Below are 21,164 nucleotides of genomic sequence, written 5' to 3'. Positions count from 1 at the left end.
GTATTTATACAGCTTCTTTTGTTTTTTATTAGAATTTTATTTTGTAAGGGAGCATATATATAATAGGGGAGGTTTAGTTAAATAGAAATTAATTATTTTAAAGATATAATAAAAAGAAAAAACTTGTTTAATAATAGATTTTTAGAAAAATATGTTTAATTATAGGAGAGGATTAATGGGGTATATTATAATTTTATTAAGTCCAATTTTAGGATTAATTTTTTCAGAAATATATGTTTTTTTAGCTTCATTTATGTCATGGATATCTGCAGATGGTTTTGTTACATCCACTAGTGTGATGTTTGCTATTTTAGGGTTAATAATAGTGTTAAATGATAAGGAAAAAACAAAATAAAAATTAGTGCTATAAATAATTACGATTAAATTAGGTTAGGGTTTATTTAAATTTTAATGATTAAATTAAGAGAGTGTATTAAAATAACTTTTAATACACTCATATTTTTATTAAATATAGTTTCTTACCTTAACTATTTCATTATTCTTTTTATATATTCTAGGAACTCTGTGGCTGATCATACAAAGTATTTCGTAGTTTATTGTTCCCATAATTTCAGCCATATCATTAGCATCAAATTTTAATCCATTTTCTTCCCCTAAAAGAATTACTTCATCACCAATTTTAACATCTTCTATATGAGTTACATCAATCATACATTGATCCATACAAACTCTTCCTATAACATTAGCAAATTGACCCTTTATTATAACTTTGGCTTTTCCACTAAGAAGTCTTGAATATCCATCAGCATATCCTATTGGAAGAGTGGCAATTTTACTTTTCTTTTCAGTTTTATAAGTTCTTCCGTAGCTTACATACATATCTTCATCTAACTCTTTAACAAAGGCTACATTAGTTTTTAATGTAAGTGCTGGTTTAAGTTTTAAGTTTTCTTTTTTTACTTCTTCAGATGGATAGTATCCATAAGAAATAATTCCACATCTAACTCCGTCTAAATAAGTTTCTGGTAAATCCATAATAGCCCCACTATTAGAAGCATGTTTTAAAGGAATGTGGATTCCATTGTCTTCTAAAGCTTTATTAAAAGCAGTTAATTTTGAAAATTGTTCATAAGTATAAGTTTTATCTTTTTCATCTGATGTTGAGAAGTGAGTAAACAAGCCTATTACCTCAACTCCAGGTAAAGAGCAGATTTCTAAAACTTTATTTAATCCCTCTTCATTTGGAAGGAAACCTATTCTACCCATTCCTGTATCTATTGCAATGTGTATTTTAGCTTTTTTGCCAAGTTTTAAGGCAAAATCAGATAATTCCTTAGCATATTCCACATCATAAACTGTTTGTTCAATTTCATTATTGATTAAATTTTCAGCGAAGTTTATAGGAGTATAGCCTAAAATCATAATAGGCGCAGTTATTCCAGCATCCCTAAGTTCATCAGCCTCTGTGATTATAGCTACTGCCAATCTAGAAGCACCATTTTCTAAAAGAGTAGAAGCTATGTCTAAAGCTCCATGACCATAAGCATTAGCCTTAACAACGGCTATTATTTCCTTTTCACCAACTAGGTTTCTTATTTCTTTCATATTATTTGCTATTATATCTAAATCTATTTCAGCCCATACAGGTCTAACACATATATCCATTTTAAAACACCTCAAATTAATTACAGCTTTTGTGATTTTTATTTAATACTTAAATCATTAAATAAAGAAGTTGTAGCTAAATTATTATGTTCATATAAACTATTAAGTATAAATAATTATATTTTTTATTTTAAAAACTCAACTACATAATACTATTATAAGATATTGTAACATAAAGTGAAGAACCACCATTATTGTAATTTTTATATGGAGTGGTTTCAATAAATACTATTTATATAGAATGACAAAAGTATTTTGGTGCTAGAGCTATAAGTTTAATGATAAAATTAAATATAGAAAGGTATAAGAAGTTACTTATAGTCTTATTAATAAGTATCTCTAATGCTAAAATTAAGTTTAAATAGGTTATATGGTTTATTTGGAGGAGATAAAATGTTAGATAAAAGTATAGAATTTTTTAAAATAATTTTGAAAAGAGAAAAGGGAAGAGAATTAAAATGTGAAACTTTACCAGATGCTTTTAGATTTGTTAAGTTTAAAAAAGGTGATGAAAAAGCTTGGGCGGAAATAGAAAAATCTGTACTGGAATTTGAAAATGCTAAAGATGGAGAAGAATATTTTAAAAACAAATATTTACCTTATATAGATGAGTTAGAAAGAAGAACTATATTTATAGAAAATAATAATGGAGAAAAAATTGCTACATTTACAGCTTGGTGGAGATATACAGGAGAAAGAAGACATCCATTTATGGAGTGGGTTGCTGTGAAGCCTGAATATCAAGGAAAAGGATTAGGAAAAGCCCTTATCTCAGAAGGAGTTAAACTTATGATAGCTATTGAAGGAGATTGTGATATGTACATACCAACTCAGACTTGGAGTTATAAAGCAATTAGGTTATACAGATGGGCGGGTTTTGAGTTTGAAACAGAAGAAAAGTTTCCAGGTGGAATTAAAAATGAAACTTTAGAAGGTATTAAAGTAATAAAAAACTTAATATAAATTTTATGTATATTATAAATAAAGTAAAAAAGAAACAGAATATAGAACTCTGTTTCTTACCTTACTTTATTGTAGGTAAGTATATTGTAAATTCAGTGAATTCATCAGTACTACTTACTTGAATTTTTCCATTATATGATTCTACCAACTCTTTTACTATAGCTAGTCCAAATCCATTACTACTTTCTTTATTTTCTTTTGTGGTAAATCCAGTATCAAATATTTTATTTAATATTTTATCTGGAATTTTAGGACCATTATTTCTAATTTTTAATACAAAATAATTAAAGCTATAATAAGTACTAATTTTTATTGAACCACTACCATCTAAAGCTTCAACAGAATTTCTTAATATATTAGAAACTATACGTTGAAAGTCTAATTCGTTTACATTAGTCTCTAATAAATCAGCATTTTCATCTATCAACACAGTAATATCTTTTAAATTAATAGTATTTACTATCATTGATATAATTGAAGTGTCATGAGACATAACAATATTATTAATAATATTGTCATTTCCATCAATTATGTTTTTTAATAATTCTCCTAATTTCTCATAGTTCCCCATAAGATGCAACCCATATAGGTAAGATATTTGAGAACCATAATCATGTTTTAATTTTCTTAATGAGCTAATATTCTGTTCTAAATTTGAATTTAGTAGCTCAATTTCTTTTGATTTTTTCTCTATATTAGAAAAATATATTATTATAAATATTATGAATACAAACAATAATAGTAATATTATTTCTGTAAATATAGGATTATCCTTTGCGTTAATAATAGCATTAAATGAAACTATAAAGTCTAGCACTATTGTAAGAAGTAATAAGTATATAATTGAGCTATTTCTAGACTTTATAGTTTTGTAAATATAGTATATAGTTTTCTTCTTATATATAGCTAAAAAGGAAATTATATACTGAGGAAAATACATTATAGTTATGAAAAATATATTACTTTCATTTATTAATGATATATTTTGGGATAAGACATTATACATAAAAGATGAAATTATTAAAGTTATAGCAATAAATGAATAAACCAAGCTAAATCCAATAGCTGCGGCTAAAAAATCTTTTTTATATATTAGTCCTCCAATGATTAACATTACTAAGTGAAGAATTAGTGTTGCAACACTGGAATTTCCCATAAAAAAAGTTGTTAAAGATATCATTGTCCACAAAAGAAATATATAAAATAACATCTTCGACTTTGGTTTTTTGCAATCTTCTTTACTACATAAATTTATTGTATTTATAAACAATACACATTGTAAAAAAGTGTTTATCGTATCAGCTAAAAATATTGATGTATGCATTTTTTATCTAGATTTTTTCATAGATTCAGGCATTTCTTCTAATCCTATAGTAGCAAAAGAAGTTGTTGAAGCGTTGATAGTTAATGTAGTTAGTAATGCTAACATTGATAATATTGTTTTTTTCATTTTAAGAATCCTCCCTTTTATACTTATTAAATAATAGTAATGTTTGTATCAATAAAGTCCAAGTTATTGTTTGAGAAACCCATGGAATTTTGAAAAATATTAAGGTTAATAAAAAAAGAATACTTGAGTTTGTAACACTTAATATTTTATTTTTTTTAATTAAATGTTCTTTAGTCAATGGGAATCTACTATCTATTACTGGAGCTTTATTATAAATACTAAAAATACTAAACAAATTTAAAATAACAATGCTAAATAGATTTAGATTGTTAAAAGTAACAAGTATGATTATACTTGTTGTAATAATTAATGTTGCAATAAAACATTTTAATTGGCTATCTTCATGATATCCACCAATAAATGGCTTTATAAAGCACATGCTAAGAATTACTATTAAGCTTTCTTTGAAATATCCAAGTATTCCAGCAATTAGAATTACAGAAATACATTTAATAAATTCAAAGGTCAATACAATTACAACATATTGAATTTGCTCTAATAATTCTTTATCAAAGTTAAGATCTTTTGCTAAATATTCTATAGCAGATTTTAAAAATTTTCTCATAAAGAAATCTCTCTTATATATTTTTTATAAACATTAAAATAAATGTAATATGCTTACATTATAATAAAAAAATGATTGATTTACATAGAATACTTCCTTTTTTAAAGGTATATTTACAATTTTTTCATACTGTAGTCAATATATATGTTTTATATTGTAATTTTATGAGGTAATATGTAATTTTTTAATATAACTTATTAATAGTATTAATAAGTTATATTTATAAAGTTAATTAATTTTTGCCAATTGGTATTTTTAGGAGAATATTTTTATGTTACTATTATTGAAAGTATAAAATTAAATTGAGGTTTAAGAATTAAAATTAAATTAGCAATTTAGATTAAAAAATAGGGGGCTATAATTATGAAGGTGACTGAAAGATTAGAAAAATTAAGAAAAATCATGAAAGATAAAGGAATTGATTATTATATAATTCCTAGTGAAGATGCTCATCAAAGTGAGTATGTGTGTGAACATTACAGGGGTAGAGCATATATGTCAGGTTTTACAGGGTCAGCAGGAACTTTACTTGTTGGTTTAGAAAATGCTATTTTGTGGACTGACGGTAGATATTTCATACAAGCTTTAGATGAGTTAAAGGGTTCTGGAATTGAAATGTTTAAAATGAGAATTCCAGGATGGCCAAGCTTATTAGATTGGCTTAAAGAAAATGCAAAGGCAGGAGAAACTATTGCTTTTGATGGAAAGGTATTTTCAATAGGAGAGTATAAAGATTTTAAAAAATTAGAGAAAGGAAATAAGCTTAATATAAAAATAGATGAGGATCTTTTAGAGGAGGTTTGGAAAGAGAGACCATCTCTTCCTAAGGAAAAGGCATTTTTACATGAAGTTAAGTACTGTGGAAAAAGTGCGAAAGAAAAATTAAGAGAAGTTAGAGAGGAAATGAAAAAGCTAGGCGCTAATAATTATATTATAGCTTCTTTAGATGATATAGCTTGGCTTTATAATATTAGAGGAAATGATGTTAAATGCAATCCTGTAGTTTTAAGCTATGTCTTAGTTAAAGAAAATGAAGCATATCTTTATGTAGATAAATCAAAGTTCACTCCTAAAATGGAGGAAGAACTTTTAAATGAAGGGGTTACTTTAAAATCATATGAGGAAATTGGAGAGGATATTAGTAATTTAGAAGGAAAGATTTTAATTGATCCAAATAAGATAAGTGCTTATTTATACGAGTGCATCAAGGATAAAAATAATATTGTGGAATTTGGAAACATAACAACTAAGTTTAAGGCTATTAAGAATGAAGTTGAATTAGATAACTTAAGAAAGTGTCAAGTTAGAGATGGAGTAGCCATGGTTAAGTTTATGAAATGGCTTAAGGATAACATTGGAAAGATAGAAATAAGTGAAATATCAGCTTCAGATAAGTTAGAAGAGCTTAGAAGTTTAGATGAGTTATTTAAAGGAATTAGTTTTGAAACCATAGCAGGTCATAAAGAACATGGCGCTATGATGCATTATTCAGCAACTCCAGAAAGTGATTACACTTTAGAACCAAGAGGATTTTTATTAATAGATTCAGGTGGACAATACTTAGATGGAACTACAGATATAACAAGAACTTTTGTTTTAGGAGAATTAACTGAGGAAGAGAGAAAAGATTATACTTTAGTTTTAAAAGGACATATAGGACTTATGAGAGCTAAATTTTTAAAAGGCACTACTGGATCAGCCCTTGATATAAAAGCTAGAGAGCCATTATGGAATGAAGGAATTGATTATAAATGTGGAACAGGTCATGGAGTTGGATTTTTCTTAAATGTTCATGAAGGACCACAAAGCATAAGTCCAGTACCAAATAAAGTAGCTTTAGAGCCAGGAATGATTATAACTAACGAACCTGGAGTTTATAGAGAAGGAAAACATGGAATAAGAACAGAGAATACAATGGTAGTTGTTAAAGATACTTCTTCAGAAGAATTTGGAGAATTTTATAAGTTTGACACTATTTCACTTTGTTCAATAGACTTAGCAGGATTAGATATAAGTTTATTAAATGAAGAGGAAAAGGCTTGGCTAAATAATTATCATAAAAAGGTTTATGATTTATTATCTCCATATTTATATGAAGAGGAAAAAGAATTCTTAAAGAATGAAACAAGACAAATATAAGTAAATAAGTTTTTTGGGGCTGTATCAAAATATAACAAATAAAAGTTAATTTGATACACGCCCTATTTTAACTTTTAGTTAATATGTATTTATTAGATAATAGGGAAATATTAAATAAAACTGTATAAGGGAGTAAGTGATTAATTTATGACAGGAATAAAAGAAACAGGAAAAATATTATTAATTTATTTTATTTCAACTATATCTTATTGGCTTGGAATTATTATGACATCTGAGATAAAAGGGTTTACAACAGATTCAGAGCTAAGGAAATATTGGATAGCAGTATTAATGTTTAGTTTTGTATTTCTGCTTCTAATAAGGGTATTAAAAGTTAGGTTTGAAACAGTTGTTATATTTTTAGTAATAATAATGTTTCTTCTTTTGTTTTTAATATTAAATAGGGAGTTTTTTGCATCTTATCTAGGTAGTACTCCAGATGAGCTGAAATTTCCAATTATGAGTTTCATTGCAATATATACTACTATACCATTTGAAGGAATTATATGGACATTGGTTGGATTTAATGTGGTAAAAATAGCAGATGTTATAGTACCTTTATATGTAGCAGTATTAGGAACTTTAAGTTACTTTATAATAAATTTAAAAAAAAGAATGTGAAATAATAATTCTAGCTTATTTTAGGTTGATATGTTTTTCAATTTTTTACAGGAGTATAATAAAATTAATAGATAAAACTTATAAGATGGACATAACTGGAGGACGTTTTATTGAGAGAGAAAAAGATTAGGCGAAAATTAGAAAAATAGTTTTAAAAATTTATTGTTATTAATAAAAAATAGTAAGTTAAAATAGAGTTCAAAAATTAAAATATATAAATTTGTATGTTTAGGAGGGATATATATGGCAGATCAAAGATTAAATAAATTAGCTAAACTGCTTGTAAATTATTCAACAGGAGTTAAGGAAGGAGACTTTGTTTTTGTGTCTTGTAATGAGGTTGCAAATCCTTGGCTTACTGAGATAGTAAAGGAGGCTACTAAGGCAGGAGCTCATGTTGAGTATATTTTAGAATCAGAAGAGGCTAAGGAGGCAAGACTTAAATTTTCTACAAAGGATCAATTATTATCAGGGAATTTAATAATGGAAACTATGCTTGAAAAGGCAGATGTTTGGTTAAGTGCATGGGGAGCTAGGAATACTAGAGCTTTTAGCAATATAGATTCAGAAAAAATAAAAGATAGCAGAGCTGGAGAAAAGGGATGGAGAAAATTCTATTCAGGAAGAATGGGAGATGGCTCTTTAAGATGGTGTGGAACTCAATTTCCTACATATGCAGATGCACAGGAAGCTTCAATGAGTTTTAGTGAATATGAAGATTTTGTTTATGGAGCAGGACTTTTAGACCATGAAGATCCTGTAGCAGAATGGAATAGAGTAAGCAAAGAGCAAGAAAGATGGGTTAAATATTTAGATACTAAAAAAGAACTTCATATTTTAGCAGAAGGAACTGATATTAAGGTTTCAGTAGAGAGAAGAAAGTGGATAAATTGTGATGGTAGAGTAAACTTCCCAGATGGCGAAATATTTACATCACCAGTTGAAAATAAGATAAATGGACACATAACTTTTTCATTCCCAGGTATTTATGCAGGAAAGGAAATAGAAGGTATAGAGCTTGAAGTTAAAGATGGTAAAGTTGTTTCATATAAAGCTAAAAAAGGAGAAGATTTATTAAAGGCTTTATTAGAAACTGATGAAGGAGCAAGCCACTTTGGAGAAGTAGCTATAGGTACAAACTATGGAATTAAGAAGTTTACTAGAAATATGCTATTTGATGAGAAAATAGGAGGAACAGTTCATATGGCTATAGGAGATTCTATGCCAGAGGCTGGTGGTAAGAATAGATCATCACTTCATTGGGATATGCTTTGTGACATGAGAAATGGTGGAAGAATATATGCAGATGGAGAACTTTTCTATGAAAATGGAGAGTTTAAAAAAGAAATATTAGAAAAATATAATCTTTAATATTATATATAAATTATAGAATAATAATTAAATTAGGGGATGAAGAGACTCATCTCCTAATTTAATTCTAGTTGAATTTTAAAATAATGGGAGTATAAGAATTATGAGTAATATATATGAGTTTAAAAAAGAATATTTAAATGAATGTGCTGAGCTTTTTGTTAAAACTTTTAGTCAGGAACCATGGAATGAACCTTGGAACTTTGAAAGTGCTAAAAAAAGACTTAATGATGTGGTTTTAACTCCAGGATTTAGGGGTGCTGTTTTAAGAAATGATGAAAAAATAGAAGGTGTTATCTTAGGAAATTTAGAGCAATGGTATGATGGAGAGCATTTTTGTGTTAAGGAATTCTTTGTGGACTCAAGTTCCCAGGGAAAGGGAACAGGAAAGAAACTTTTAAATGCCTTAGAGAATATACTTATGGAAAAGGAAGTTGGAGTAGTTCACTTTTGGACTATGAAAGGAAGCACAGCTGAAGCCTTTTATAATAAGAGAGGGTATGAAATTCCAAAAGAATTAATAATGATGAGAAAAAAATTGAAATAATAGATTCTTTAATAATGAAGTTCTAGTGGACAATTAAGAGTATTTTAATATACCTAGAAATTAAAAATATTTAAAATAAAACTATATATTAAAAATTAATATATAAAATATAAAAGAGCATGTATTAAGTTTAAAACATTAATACATGCTCTTTTTACTATTTAATTTAAATTCTATATATTATTAAACTGTAAGAGAACCATTTTTCTCTAAAACTTCAGCTTCTTTATTTTCATCTTTAGTATCAATACCATCATTTTTGTATTCATAAATTACGCTTATTAGTTTACCACTTATACATACTGCTATTATTGAGAAGAATATTTGCTTAAAGTCTAAATAAACTAAAGACATTAATAAAACAATGGCATCTGTTAACATGTAGACATGTTGTACCTTAAGAGGAGTAAATTTATTACCTAATAAGGCTATTACATCATCTCCACCAGAAGCACCACCACCACGTAATACTATTCCAGCACCAACACCAACTCCAATACCTGCTAAAACACTAGCAACTAGCATATTATTAGTAAAGTTAGGTGTTAAAAATCCTATGCTTTCCCAGAATCTATAGGATACTGAGAAGCAAAAAGTTGCAAATAATGAACATGCTAAGAATTTTTTACCAAAGAATTTAGAACCTATTGCAAATAATGAAAAGTCAATGATTAAGTTTGTTATAGATGGAGATACATCAAAAACATTTTTTACTAAAAGTAATAAGCCTAAGACTCCACCTTCTGTTACATTATTTTGATAGTTAAAGTTATAGCTACCAAAGGCTAAGATACTTGAACCTAGTGCTATTAATAAAACACTTCTCAAGATCTTCTTTTTCGATTCCAAAATATCACTCTCCTAAAATTAAGGTAATTTAGCTATAAAGAAAATAGCAGACCTCATATGTCTACTATATAGAAATAAAAAATTATGAATTTTAAATTATATTTTATAGTAAATTACTGTATATTTTAATTATAATCTTAATAAATATTAAGAGCAAACTATATAAAATAAGAGTAATGAGGATTAAAGGGGCAATTCTTTAATAGAAATAAATAGCCTCTGTGGTCATCTGTTTTTCTTTAAAGTGTTCATTTTTACAAGGTTTTCTGAAAGGTTAAAATATTGTTGTTAATAGAGAGAAAACTTCACATGAATAAATGGTTAATATATATAAATTTATTTTTATTTGAAATACTATAAGAGAGAGGAAATACATAGAGTATTCTTAAATTTAAAAGTGAATATTTTACAAAAAATATATTTGATTTTTAAATTTAAGAATAAAACATATGAGAAGGGATGTTATATTTATGAAAATAATTGTTAGAAAAGAGTCAGAACAAGATCATAAAACAGTAGAGCTTTTAGTAGAAGAAGCCTTTAAAAATGCTGAATATAGTGATCATATGGAACATGTTTTAGTTAGTAAACTTAGAAAGGGAGAAAACTTTATTGATGGTTTATCTTTAGTAGCTGAAAAAGAAGGGGAAATAGTAGGGCACATATTATTAACTAAAGCTAATATAGAAAATGAAACAGAAAAATATGAAACTTTAGCTTTAGCACCAGTTTCAGTATTACCTAAATATCAAGGTATTGGAATTGGAGGAGAACTTATAAGAGAAGGAATGAGAATGGCTAAGGAGCTTGGCTATGATTCTATAATAGTTTTAGGTCATGATAAATATTATCCTAAATTTGGATTTAAAAAAGCTGGGGATTTTGGAATAAAAGCTCCTTTTGAAGTGCCAGAAGAAAACTTTATGGCAATAGAATTAAATGAAGAAGCTTTAAAAAATATAAGCGGAGTTGTAAGATATGCTAATGAATTTTTAGCAGATAACAATAAGTAATAAATTTGATATATTTATTTAAATATTAATTAAATATTAAGATTCTAGTTGTATTAATTTAAGGTAAAATAATAAGGTGGTTGTATAAAAAATTTATAAGTTTTATAATTTTTTATCAATCACCTTGTTGTTTTTTATATTAAAGTTTTAAATTTTTGTTGTTTTTTATATAGGTATGGGAGAACACATCAATATAATTAGGGCTTAAATATCTATATAATCATAAATATTTAAAATAGGATCTATTTATAATATCTAAAAAGTATTTCTATTTTTATTTAAATAATTTATTCCAAAGTAAACATATAGTATTGATACTAAAAAGCTTAGGGGAAGAGTAATAAGCATATTTAAGCTTACTAAATTTAGTAATGCTAATAATACTAAGCATGGAGTTATTCCATAAGTACTTAGTTTTATTATTTCCAAAAATCCAATAGGGTTATTTCTTATACTAAATATAATTTTAGTTATTATGGCTAATATTAAGGTTGCAATGTATGAGAAAGCAATAAATGTAATAACCATTAAGGATAAATAGGTATTTCCAAAGGTTCTCTCTAAACTATTTATAGAATTTTTTAAGTCATTATCATTTAAAGATAGATTCATACTAGAATAATTAGCTTCAGTAATTTTATTATTGTTATATTTAATTATTAAAGATTCATTTCCAAAGGCAATTCCTGATTCATAATCTTTTAGTAAGTCCTTTGCAGGTTCCTTATCATTTAACACAAAGGTCCAATTTTCTTCCTGAAAAACTACAAAGTTAGAATCTTTTAGGTCTAAAACTCCATCTTTGATTTCAAAGGGAGGAATTTTATCTTCAAAGGCAGCTTTTCTAGAAATTAAAAATCTATTAAGTTCAGTGTAATTTCTACTAAAAGATAAAAGTCCTAATAAAAGAGAAAAAATAAGTAAATAAAAGAAAGTGCTTATTCCAGAAGTTTTAATAAGTTCTTTATATCTTTTAGGAGTAAATAAACTTATATAAAATCTTTTAAATAGATTCATATAATCACCCTTTCTATTTTTTATTAGTTTGTTCATTAAATAGAAATTTATTAATACTGTTAACTTTTGTTTAATTAATTTGAAAACGATTTTAAAAGAATGTGTCGTATGATATCATAAAAATGTATTAAATGTAAAATAAATAATAAAAAGTATTTTATAGGAATTAATATAATTAAATATTAAATGAAATATTGGGGGATTTTTATGATTAAAAGGGATTTTAGAAGAAAGTTAACTATGTGTTTAGCATCTGTTATGGCTTTAAACCTAGGTATAAGTGTATCGGTAAAAGCTGATGAGGGATTAAAAAATGAGATGAAGAATAATGATATTACTAAAGATATAAGCATATATCCAACTCCTAAGGATATGACTGTAGGAAATAGTGAATTTACCTTAGAAGATTCAGTTAATATAGTTGGAGGAGATTTAGCAGATACATATGCCTTTGAACTTTTGAAAAATATGTTAACTGAATTTGGCATAAAAATTAATGAATCAGAAATTGAGGGGTCTACTACTATTTATATAGGAGAGAGCGATGACAATATTGAAGAGATGGAAAATACATTAGAAGAAATGAATGTAGACACATCTTCAATAAGTAAAGATGAGGGCTATGTATTAGTAACTGATGAAAATACAGAAGGAAATAAAATAGTTATAAGAGGAAATGATGAAACAGGAACTTTTTATGGAGTAAAAAGTTTAAAGCAATTAATTAAAAAGGAAGATAATAAGGTTATCTTAGATGAAGTTATTATAAAAGATGAGCCGAGTTTTAAAATGAGAGCTGTAGTTGAAGGTTTCTATGGAACACCATGGTCTCAAGAGGAAAGATTGGATCAAATAAAAATGTATGGAGAATATAAAATGAATGCTTATATATATGCTCCAAAGTCAGATCCATATCATAGAGAAAAGTGGAGAGAGCCTTATCCAGCTTCTGAATTAGATAGAATGAAAGAACTTATAAAAACAGCTAATGAAAATAAGGTTGATTTTGTTTTTGCAATATCACCAGGTTTAGATATAAAGTTTGAGGGAGAAGCAGATTTTAAAGCTTTAATAAATAAAGCGGAGACTTTATATGATATGGGAGTTAGAAGCTTTGCAATTCTTTGGGACGACATAGAGAATCGTAGTGGAGTTCAACAAGCAGAAGTTTTAAATAGATTTAATAAAGAATTTATAAAAAATAAAGAAGGAGTTAAGCCATTAATAACTGTTCCAGTAGAATATTGGGGAAGCTCAATGTTTAATGGAGAAGAGGTAAAAACTTATACTAAAGAATTTGCAGAAACTTTGGATAAGGATATTGAAGTAATGTGGACAGGAAATGATGTTATTCCTCCAAATGGAGTTAGCTTAGAGGATGCAAAGAAGGTTTCAAATGTATACAATAGAAAAATGATGTTATGGTGGAATTATCCTGTTAATGATTATAAAGAGGATAAAATGGCTTTAGGACCAATATATGATTTAGATAGAAATTTAGATGAGGAAGTGTCAGGATTCATAGTCAATCCTATGAGATTTTCTGATGCATCAAAGGTTTCCACATTAACAGGATCTGATTATGGATGGAATTCAGTTTCATATGAAGCAGAAAAATCATGGGATAAAGCTATTGAAATTATTGCAGGAGAAATGAAAGAAGAATTTAAGATTTTTGCTAATCATTCAACTAGATTAGATACAGGAAGACCAGACTCACCAGAGATTAAAAATACTATAGATAGCTTATGGGAAAAGTGGGAAGCAGGTTCTGATATTAGTTTAGAATTAAGCAATTTACAAAATGAGTTTTCTAAAATGGTTCAGGTGCCAAATAAATTAAGAAGTAATTTAGAAAATAAAGCTTTATTAAATCAATTAGATTCACACTTATCAAAGTTTGAGATTTATGGAAATGCTGGACTTAAATCTATAGAAATATTACAAGATATAGTAAATAAGGATATGTCAGAGTTCTGGAGTGATAGTTTTGAAGGAATAAAACTTCTTAGAAATTTAGATGGAATAAAAGCTACAATTGCTAACAATGTGGTAGATCCATTTATAAGAAAAGTCCATGAAGTTGGAAATGAATATTTCAATAAGGAAACTACTGTTTTAGAGGAGAAGGAATATTCTTATACATCAATTGGAAATATTGCTGATCATAAATATTCAGAATGGTTTATTTCTGAAGAAACGCACGTTCCAAATTATATGTTTGATGATAAAGATAATACAGGCTTTTGGTCAGCAGCGCCAGTACAAAAGGATGAGTTCATAGGATTTGATTTAGGAGAAGCTGAAGAGATTAAAGACATATATCTTCTTATGGGAAGAAATAATAATGATACAGATGTTTTAACAAATGGAGTAATAGAGTATTCATTAGATGGAGAAAATTGGACAGAGTTAGAGGTTAATAAGGGAGAGAGGGAATTACTAGTTGAAACAGGAATAAAGGCTAGATTTATAAGATATAGAGCTCTTTCAGACTCTGAAAATAAGTTATATGTTAGAGATTTTAAAGTTAATACTGGAAAGAGTAAGGAAAAATTAATAGGAAGTATAGAAGTTAAAGACTCAAATATTAATAAGTCTTCAGAGGGAGAAAATGAAATTATATCTGCAAGCAATATAAATAAGGTTTCCTTTGAAGAGGGAGATTCTATAGGACTTGCTATAAATGATGTTAAAAATGTAGTTGGATTTGAAGTCTTAGGAGATGTAGAAAGCAATAAATTTGTGTTAGAAAGTTCCTTTGATAATATAGAGTGGGAAGAAGTTTGCAATGGAACTAGCTTTAATGATGAGACTCCTTTAGTAGGAAAGTTCTTTAGAATAAGAGCGAAGGAAAAAACTGAAGCTAATATTAATGAAATTAAGATTTCATTAGAAGGATATTCTAATGGAATAGTTTCAACAAATAGAAGAATAAGCTCAAACGCAAATATACATCCTGATTTTGTTGCTGATAATGATTATGGTACATCTTTTGTATGCTCAGATACTATTAAAAAAGGTGACTTTGTACAATTAGATCTTGGGGTAGAAAAGAAAATTAGAGATATAAGCTTAGTTCAAGGACCAGGCGGAGATTATATGGATGGAGATATTGAGTATTCTTTAGATGGAGAAAATTGGACAAAGTTAGGTGTTGTAGAAGGAACTGATACCTTAATAAAAGATTTAGATGTAAAAGCTAGATATGTTAGAGTTATTTCAACTGGATATAAGGATCGTTGGTCTAGAGTTAGAGAATTTACTGTAAACAAAACAGTAAAAGAATTCGAGACTAAGGCTACTTCAGAGGGAACTTATACAGATAGAAGTGAGAATATAAGAGATAATAATTTAAATTCTGCATATATACCAGAAGGTGAAATTAACAGTGGAGATTATCTTCTACGTAGAATTTTTAATGAGAGACTAGTTTCAAAAGTTACAGTTGCTCAGAGTACAGATAATTTATCAGGAGCGAAAGTTATTGGAAAGACTGTAAATGGAGAAACTTTAGACCTTGGAGTATTAGATAAGGGATTAAATGAGCTTGTTCTTAAGAATCCAAGACAATTAGTATCTGTAAAGTTAGTGTGGGAAAAAGATGCTGGAAAGGTGGAAATCTTTGAAGTAAAACCTACCTTTGTATCTTTAGATTCTATAATTGAAGATATTAAAAATGAAATTCAGCGTGGAAAAGATGTTTTAGTTGAGAATAAAGATAAAAAAAATGAAGAAAGAACTCAGTTAGAAGAAGCATTAAAAAATATTGAGAATTTATTAAATAATAAAGCTTCAGATGATGAGATTGTAAGAGCATATGAGGATTTAACAAATAAAATAAATAACTTTATTGATTCAGAGCCAAATAAAGAAGAGGAGAATAAGCCAAGTAAACCAGAAGGTGGAGAAAATGGTTCTGAAGGTGAAGGAGACAAAGAAGACTCTGGAGATAAGAATGAAAATGAAGACAATAAGGATGAGAATGGAAATCTTCCAAACACTGGATCACCTTTAGGAGCAGGTGAGTTAATGCTAGTAGGTGCAGCTTTAGCTACACTTGGAGGAGTAACTATTAAAAAGAGAAAGTAATTAAAAAGAAATAGAATTATTGTATAATATATTAGCTGTATCAAAAGTAAAACTTATTTTGATACAGCTATTTATTTAATAGAAATTTTTTATTATATTATTATATTAAAGAAAATCTTAAAAAACATATAAAGTCAGTATTGAACTAAAATATAAGTATACACCAAACTAAAATTAGTATTTTTTATATTTTTCGTGATCAATTTTTTCACGTTTTTTTTCTTTAAGTCTACTCCTAATTGCCCAAATAATTAAAATTATAGATCCTAGAATCATAGAGCCATAAAATAGGGCAATTAATCCTAATATAATCATAAAAACACTTCCTATCTAGGCATCTTCATAAATAACTGCTGTACCATAAGCAACCATTTCAGCAGCGCCAGCAGTAAGAGAAGAAGAAACAAGTCTCATTCCTATGATAGCATTTGCACCTAAAGATTCAGCTTCATCAACCATTCTTCCTATAGCAATTTGTCTAGCTTCTGTAAGCATTTCTGTATAAGAAGTCATTTCACCACCAACCAAGTTTTTAAAACTTGCAGTAATATCCTTACCTATATTTTTACATCTCACAGTACTTCCTTTAACAAGTCCTTTAACTTCTTTTATTCCTTTGCCTGGTATTGTTTCAGTTGTTAATACTAACATAATTTATACCTCCTGAAAGTATTTTTATATTTATATTTTAAATTAAAATATATCCTAAATATAAACTTAGTTAATAAGATAATAAATTGAAAAATAAACCAACTAAATTGTTAGATAAATCATATCATAAGTTAAAACACAATTCAATATATAGTATTAAAAAACTTATTAAAAGATAACCATAAGTTTATAGGTTTCTAAATTTTGTTAATGATAATTGAAGTATTAATATTGTGTGAATAAGAATGGTGGTGTAAAATAATGCTATAATGTAAAATTTTACTTTAAAAGTTATTTGTTTCAGTTGGTTTTAGTGTATTTAAATAGGCTTTAAAATTGAAAAAGAATTTAGAAATTTATTTAGAAAACTTCATTAACAATTACTTACTAGGTTTGGTTTTACATTAAATAATATTAGAAAAGAGGATAATAAGATGAAAAATATTGATGCTTACACAAGTAATAAAGAGGCTAGAAATAATGCTATTAGAGAAGGTTCTAAAATTTTTGTAGATGAAATGAGACAATTACAAGAACAAGAGGATGAGAAAAAAAGAGAAGAGGGTATAAAAGAAACTTCTGAAAAGTTAGCTAATTATATGAGAGAGCTAGAAGAAAAATAATTTTTAAAAATAAGGTGGATAATTAGTAAGGGTTTTTAGGGACAAAAATTATAAAATGGGGGAAGTATTAGTGGCTTTAGAAAATTCTAATGAGTTAATTATAAAAATAAGAGATTTGAAGATGAATTTTGGAACAAAAGAGGTTTTAAAAGGAATAAATTTAGATATACACAAGGGAGAAATAATAGGATATATTGGAACAAATGGTGCTGGAAAAAGTACAACAGTTAAAATAATGTTAGGCATTATAAGTGGATATACAGGAACAGTTGAAATTTTTGGAGAAAATATTTTAAAGGGCGATGGAAGTTATAAAAGGAAGATAGGATATGTTCCAGAAATGGCAGACATATATGATACTTTAACTGCTAAGGAATATTTAACTTTTATGGGACAATTATATGGTATGGAATATAAAGATGTTTTATATAAAAGTAAGCAGCTTATGAAGATATTAGGCATAGCAGATGTTTATAATTCAAGAATTTCAAGCTTTTCTAAGGGAATGAGACAGAAAGTTCTTTTAATATCAAGTCTTATACATAATCCAGATATATTATTTTTAGATGAACCTTTAAATGGCTTAGATGCAAATAGCGTTATGGTTATAAAGGAAATATTATCTGAGCTAGCTAAAAATGGGAAAACCATATTCTATTCATCACACATAATTGATGTTGTTGAAAAAATAAGTCATAGAATAATTCTTTTAAACAATGGAGTAGTTGCTGCTGATGGTAGTTTTGAAGAACTTAAGAAAAATTCTAATGAAGACTCATTAGAAGAAATATTCAATGACTTAACTGGTTTTAATGATCATAAAAGATTAGCAGAGGAATTTACTGCACTTATAAAGGGGTGTAGTTTATGAGAAAGGATAAATCTTTAGCTGTAGTTCATAGATTAAGAGGATTTTATGAAAAGCTTGGTGTTGATTATGAAATGATGAGATTAATATTAGAGACTAAGCTTACAATGGACAAAAGAAGAGAACATACAATAACTATGAATAATAAAAATAGTGATGAGAAAGATAATAATTTTGGCAAGGCATTAATTCTTTATGGAGTAATGGGAGCATTTATGTCTATTCTTATAATTATTAAGCATAATATAATGATTCAAATGGCTGTTTATTTTGGATTTTTTATGTTTGTAATAGGTACTAGTTTTATAGCTGATTTTGCTTATGTTCTTTTAGATGTTAGGGATAAAAATCTACTTGGAATTACTGGTGTAAGTTCTAAAACTATAAATGCAGCTAAGATTACTAATATTTTAATTTATATGACTAAGCTAAGTTTAGCTTATGGGGGAGTAGGGATACTTGTTTCTTTAAGACATGGTATATTATTTACTCTTGTTTTTATACTTGAGATTATACTTATTAATTTATTTATGATACTTATAACAGCATTTATTTATTATTTAGTTCTTAAGTTTTTTAATGGAGAAAAGCTTAAAGACATAATAAATGGAGTTCAAATAGTTCTCACTGTTGGAATAATGATTATGTATCAACTTGTAGGAAGACTTTTTGATTTTCTAGATGTAGGTAGTAGATTTGCCATAACAAGTTGGTGGCAAGGATTTATAGCTCCTTTATGGTTTGCTGCCCCTCTTGAAATAATAGAAAGTGGAGTAATAGATAAGACATTAATAATATTTGCATTATTAGCAATTTTAGCACCAATAGTATCAATACTTATTTATTTTAAAATAGCTAAAAAGTTTGAAGATTACATTCAAAAGTTAAATGATAATACTTATAAAGGTAAAGATAGAATTCCATTTTCCTTTAAGATTGGAAATTTGGTGTGTAGAAGTAGTACTGAGAAAAGTTTCTTTAATTTTACTGTAAATATAATAAAAAGTGAGAGAAATTTTAAGTTAAAAACATATCCCAATATAGCTATGTCTTTAGTTTTCCCTTTCATATTCTTATTTAACTTTATTAGAAGGTATGAAAGTTTTGCAGATTGGAAAAATCATATGGCTAATTCAAATGAATTTTTCACTTTGTATATATGTATATTAATGTTGACTCCTGTAATCCTTATGGTTAAATATTCAGATCAGTTTAAAGCCTCTTGGATTTATAAAGCTGTTCCTATAGATGATATGGCTTCAATATTTAAAGGGGTATATAAAGGTGTGTTTTATAAAATGGTTCTACCTGTATATACAATATTAGCTTTAAGTATATTTATGGGTATTTGGATTAAGAATTATTCCTCAAATTATAGCAATATTATTTGTAATAATTATATTAAACCTAATAACAGTTAAGTTGATGGATAAACATCTTCCATTTTCAATAAGTTTTAAAGATGGTGAAAAGATGGATGATTTAGGAATAACCTTATTTATTTTTATGTTAAGTGGAATATTTGGAGTAGTTCATTATATAATTAATAGACTTAATTATGGAGTATATATCTTTATCCTTATAGAGTTAATATTAATAGGAATTTTATGGACAATAATAAGTAAGAGCAAATATCATAAAATTAATTAAATAAAAACAAATTAGAGTTTAATAGTTATAGAATATATGAAATAGAGTTAAATAAAATTAAACTTAACTTTATATATAAAAATAAATTTAAAAATCTTAACCTTATTTTGAAAAAAGGTTAAGATTTTTATTTATATATTTAAGTGGTAAGATATTTAAATATTAGGTAAGAATATATCTTCACCTAATGGAAGAATATCATTTTTAAATGGGTTTATATCCATAAGGAAATCTATAACTACCTCATGATTATATTTAGGGTAGTGTTTTCTAGCTATGCTATACCAAGTATCCCCTTCTTTTACAGAGTATTTTTTCCCATCTTGAAAAGCGTTAACAGGAACTAATACTGTATCCCCTGATTCTAGTGATGAAGTATTGCTTATTTGATTGAGAGATTTTATAATATTCAAACTAGAATTAACAGTACAAGTATCCTTAAACTTTTTAGCCACGTCACTTAATTTTTCATCCTCTTTAAGAGTATATTTTTCTGTTTCTAAATCTTTTAAGTAAGAAGAGTAGCTTATTGTATTTTTACTTTCTGATTTAGAGTTTTCAGATTTGTTTTTATCATTATTTAATGTTTCTTTTGAATTAGTATTTTTATCAGAAGTATTTTTTTTATTTTCATTAGTAGAATTATTTGATTTATCATTAGCAGATTTATTTTCTGAATTATTAGCAGTTTTTTCTGATTTCTTTTCATCAGTATTGTCTTTATTTTCTTCCTTCTTATCGTCAGTTTCTTTTAGTCTTTCACTTAAGTCATCTTGTGAGTTTTTATCTTTATTCTCAGAGGAGGTATCTTCAGTAACAGTAACCTCTTGAGAAACGGATTTAGATTTCATTAATGTAGAAACCGTTGAATATGTAAAATAACCTAATAAAGCTACACATGTCAATGATCCTACAAGTACTAAAATATTTTTTTTATTCATTTAATAGCCCTCCTAATATGAATTTATACTGAGATTATTGACAGCTATAAGAAAAATATACATAAAAAAGAATCTTAAAAAATATTAAATATTATTTCTAAGATTCTTTATAATCAATAAATTTAAGAGGGGGAGAAATATTATATTTAAAGTTTTCCTCTTTATTATGGATAAAAAT

General features: G+C 26.9%; 18 protein-coding genes and 1 pseudogene. 11 read left to right on the top strand and 8 right to left on the bottom strand.

Annotated features, from left to right (window positions below):
- Positions 1-175: 175 nt before the first annotated feature.
- The gene (locus QP548_RS08615) at positions 176-355 is read left to right on the top strand and encodes a hypothetical protein (protein WP_061426888.1); all 180 of its coding nucleotides are present in this window, start codon (positions 176-178) and stop codon (positions 353-355) included.
- A 110-nt stretch (positions 356-465) separates the two neighbouring features.
- On the opposite strand, the gene alr is transcribed toward QP548_RS08615, so the two are convergent.
- On the bottom strand, positions 466-1,626 hold the full coding sequence (alr, locus tag QP548_RS08610; RefSeq protein WP_011010085.1) for an alanine racemase: 1,161 nt from the start codon (positions 1,624-1,626) through the stop codon (positions 466-468).
- A 393-nt stretch (positions 1,627-2,019) separates the two neighbouring features.
- Here alr and QP548_RS08605 point away from each other — a divergent pair, with 393 nt between their 5' ends.
- Positions 2,020-2,589, top strand: coding sequence for a GNAT family N-acetyltransferase (locus tag QP548_RS08605; protein WP_061426890.1), 570 nt, complete (start codon positions 2,020-2,022; stop codon positions 2,587-2,589).
- A gap of 61 nt (positions 2,590-2,650) precedes the next feature.
- Here the strand turns inward: QP548_RS08605 and QP548_RS08600 are convergent, their stop codons facing one another.
- The 3 genes from QP548_RS08600 to QP548_RS08590 form a co-directional block, all read right to left on the bottom strand.
- Positions 2,651-3,745: a sensor histidine kinase gene (locus tag QP548_RS08600; RefSeq protein WP_224386862.1), complete on the bottom strand. Its 1,095-nt coding sequence runs from the start codon at positions 3,743-3,745 to the stop codon at positions 2,651-2,653.
- A 171-nt stretch (positions 3,746-3,916) separates the two neighbouring features.
- Complete coding sequence (locus QP548_RS08595; protein ID WP_257722256.1) at positions 3,917-4,039, bottom strand: hypothetical protein; 123 nt, start codon at positions 4,037-4,039, stop codon at positions 3,917-3,919.
- Between the two features lies 1 nt (position 4,040).
- Positions 4,041-4,604, bottom strand: coding sequence for an accessory gene regulator AgrB (locus QP548_RS08590; RefSeq protein ID WP_061426892.1), 564 nt, complete (start codon positions 4,602-4,604; stop codon positions 4,041-4,043).
- Positions 4,605-4,967: 363 nt separating this feature from the next.
- On the opposite strand from QP548_RS08590, the gene QP548_RS08585 reads away from it, so the two are divergent.
- The 4 genes from QP548_RS08585 (at position 4,968) to QP548_RS08570 (ending at position 9,282) form a co-directional block, all read left to right on the top strand.
- Positions 4,968-6,743: an aminopeptidase P family protein gene (locus tag QP548_RS08585; RefSeq protein ID WP_061426893.1), complete on the top strand. Its 1,776-nt coding sequence runs from the start codon at positions 4,968-4,970 to the stop codon at positions 6,741-6,743.
- Positions 6,744-6,890: 147 nt separating this feature from the next.
- Positions 6,891-7,364 (top strand): hypothetical protein, encoded by a 474-nt coding sequence (locus QP548_RS08580; protein WP_061426896.1) that lies wholly within the window; start codon positions 6,891-6,893, stop codon positions 7,362-7,364.
- A gap of 243 nt (positions 7,365-7,607) precedes the next feature.
- A complete protein-coding gene (locus QP548_RS08575; RefSeq protein ID WP_061426897.1) occupies positions 7,608-8,735 on the top strand; it encodes an aminopeptidase in 1,128 nt (375 codons plus the stop codon).
- Between the two features lie 103 nt (positions 8,736-8,838).
- Positions 8,839-9,282, top strand: coding sequence for a GNAT family N-acetyltransferase (locus QP548_RS08570; protein ID WP_061426899.1), 444 nt, complete (start codon positions 8,839-8,841; stop codon positions 9,280-9,282).
- A 183-nt stretch (positions 9,283-9,465) separates the two neighbouring features.
- On the opposite strand, the gene QP548_RS08565 is transcribed toward QP548_RS08570, so the two are convergent.
- Positions 9,466-10,131 carry a YitT family protein gene (locus tag QP548_RS08565; RefSeq protein WP_061426901.1) on the bottom strand — a complete coding sequence of 222 codons (666 nt, stop codon included), beginning with the start codon at positions 10,129-10,131 and terminating at the stop codon, positions 9,466-9,468.
- Between the two features lie 470 nt (positions 10,132-10,601).
- Between QP548_RS08565 and QP548_RS08560 the strand changes: the two genes are divergently transcribed.
- Entirely contained in the window at positions 10,602-11,144 is a 543-nt protein-coding gene (locus QP548_RS08560; RefSeq protein WP_061426903.1) for a GNAT family N-acetyltransferase, read from the top strand.
- Positions 11,145-11,399: 255 nt separating this feature from the next.
- Here QP548_RS08560 and QP548_RS08555 read toward each other — a convergent pair whose 3' ends face one another.
- Positions 11,400-12,161, bottom strand: a complete 762-nt coding sequence (locus tag QP548_RS08555; RefSeq protein WP_061426905.1) for a DUF1189 domain-containing protein — start codon at positions 12,159-12,161, stop codon at positions 11,400-11,402.
- Positions 12,162-12,368: 207 nt separating this feature from the next.
- On the opposite strand from QP548_RS08555, the gene QP548_RS08550 reads away from it, so the two are divergent.
- Positions 12,369-16,253, top strand: coding sequence for a beta-N-acetylglucosaminidase domain-containing protein (locus QP548_RS08550; protein ID WP_061426907.1), 3,885 nt, complete (start codon positions 12,369-12,371; stop codon positions 16,251-16,253).
- Positions 16,254-16,583: 330 nt separating this feature from the next.
- On the opposite strand, the gene QP548_RS08545 is transcribed toward QP548_RS08550, so the two are convergent.
- Positions 16,584-16,904 carry a heavy metal-binding domain-containing protein gene (locus QP548_RS08545; RefSeq protein ID WP_061426909.1) on the bottom strand — a complete coding sequence of 107 codons (321 nt, stop codon included), beginning with the start codon at positions 16,902-16,904 and terminating at the stop codon, positions 16,584-16,586.
- A gap of 434 nt (positions 16,905-17,338) precedes the next feature.
- On the opposite strand from QP548_RS08545, the gene QP548_RS08540 reads away from it, so the two are divergent.
- The 3 genes and pseudogenes from QP548_RS08540 (at position 17,339) to QP548_RS08530 (ending at position 20,045) form a co-directional block, all read left to right on the top strand.
- The gene (locus tag QP548_RS08540; protein ID WP_061426911.1) at positions 17,339-17,527 is read left to right on the top strand and encodes a hypothetical protein; all 189 of its coding nucleotides are present in this window, start codon (positions 17,339-17,341) and stop codon (positions 17,525-17,527) included.
- 55 nt (positions 17,528-17,582) lie between these two features.
- Complete coding sequence (locus QP548_RS08535) at positions 17,583-18,398, top strand: ABC transporter ATP-binding protein (RefSeq protein WP_061426913.1); 816 nt, start codon at positions 17,583-17,585, stop codon at positions 18,396-18,398.
- A pseudogene (locus tag QP548_RS08530) lies at positions 18,395-20,045 on the top strand (ABC transporter permease). The gene QP548_RS08535 and the pseudogene QP548_RS08530 overlap by 4 nt, the downstream one beginning before the upstream one ends.
- A gap of 155 nt (positions 20,046-20,200) precedes the next feature.
- On the opposite strand, the gene QP548_RS08520 reads toward QP548_RS08530, so the two are convergent.
- Positions 20,201-20,986, bottom strand: coding sequence for a LysM peptidoglycan-binding domain-containing protein (locus QP548_RS08520; RefSeq protein ID WP_061426917.1), 786 nt, complete (start codon positions 20,984-20,986; stop codon positions 20,201-20,203).
- Positions 20,987-21,164 lie beyond the last annotated feature (178 nt).

The sequence above is a fragment of the Clostridium sp. UMB9555A genome (assembly GCF_030222355.1).
Classification (GTDB): Bacteria; Bacillota; Clostridia; order Clostridiales; family Clostridiaceae; genus Sarcina; species Sarcina perfringens.
The sequence above is the reverse complement of the archived record's forward strand: the minus strand, read 5'-3'. Positions and strand labels throughout refer to the sequence as shown.

What these genes read in the sequence shown, in the direction of transcription:
- QP548_RS08615 (WP_061426888.1), top strand. Translation starts at nt 176, where the DNA reads ATGGGGTATATTATAATTTTATTAAGTCCAATTTTAGGATTAATTTTT.
- alr (WP_011010085.1), bottom strand. Translation starts at nt 1,626, where the DNA reads ATGGATATATGTGTTAGACCTGTATGGGCTGAAATAGATTTAGATATA.
- QP548_RS08605 (WP_061426890.1), top strand. Translation starts at nt 2,020, where the DNA reads ATGTTAGATAAAAGTATAGAATTTTTTAAAATAATTTTGAAAAGAGAA.
- QP548_RS08600 (WP_224386862.1), bottom strand. Translation starts at nt 3,745, where the DNA reads ATGGGAAATTCCAGTGTTGCAACACTAATTCTTCACTTAGTAATGTTA.
- QP548_RS08595 (WP_257722256.1), bottom strand. Translation starts at nt 4,039, where the DNA reads ATGAAAAAAACAATATTATCAATGTTAGCATTACTAACTACATTAACT.
- QP548_RS08590 (WP_061426892.1), bottom strand. Translation starts at nt 4,604, where the DNA reads ATGAGAAAATTTTTAAAATCTGCTATAGAATATTTAGCAAAAGATCTT.
- QP548_RS08585 (WP_061426893.1), top strand. Translation starts at nt 4,968, where the DNA reads ATGAAGGTGACTGAAAGATTAGAAAAATTAAGAAAAATCATGAAAGAT.
- QP548_RS08580 (WP_061426896.1), top strand. Translation starts at nt 6,891, where the DNA reads ATGACAGGAATAAAAGAAACAGGAAAAATATTATTAATTTATTTTATT.
- QP548_RS08575 (WP_061426897.1), top strand. Translation starts at nt 7,608, where the DNA reads ATGGCAGATCAAAGATTAAATAAATTAGCTAAACTGCTTGTAAATTAT.
- QP548_RS08570 (WP_061426899.1), top strand. Translation starts at nt 8,839, where the DNA reads ATGAGTAATATATATGAGTTTAAAAAAGAATATTTAAATGAATGTGCT.
- QP548_RS08560 (WP_061426903.1), top strand. Translation starts at nt 10,602, where the DNA reads ATGAAAATAATTGTTAGAAAAGAGTCAGAACAAGATCATAAAACAGTA.
- QP548_RS08555 (WP_061426905.1), bottom strand. Translation starts at nt 12,161, where the DNA reads ATGAATCTATTTAAAAGATTTTATATAAGTTTATTTACTCCTAAAAGA.
- QP548_RS08550 (WP_061426907.1), top strand. Translation starts at nt 12,369, where the DNA reads ATGATTAAAAGGGATTTTAGAAGAAAGTTAACTATGTGTTTAGCATCT.
- QP548_RS08545 (WP_061426909.1), bottom strand. Translation starts at nt 16,904, where the DNA reads ATGTTAGTATTAACAACTGAAACAATACCAGGCAAAGGAATAAAAGAA.
- QP548_RS08540 (WP_061426911.1), top strand. Translation starts at nt 17,339, where the DNA reads ATGAAAAATATTGATGCTTACACAAGTAATAAAGAGGCTAGAAATAAT.
- QP548_RS08535 (WP_061426913.1), top strand. Translation starts at nt 17,583, where the DNA reads ATGGGGGAAGTATTAGTGGCTTTAGAAAATTCTAATGAGTTAATTATA.
- QP548_RS08520 (WP_061426917.1), bottom strand. Translation starts at nt 20,986, where the DNA reads ATGAATAAAAAAAATATTTTAGTACTTGTAGGATCATTGACATGTGTA.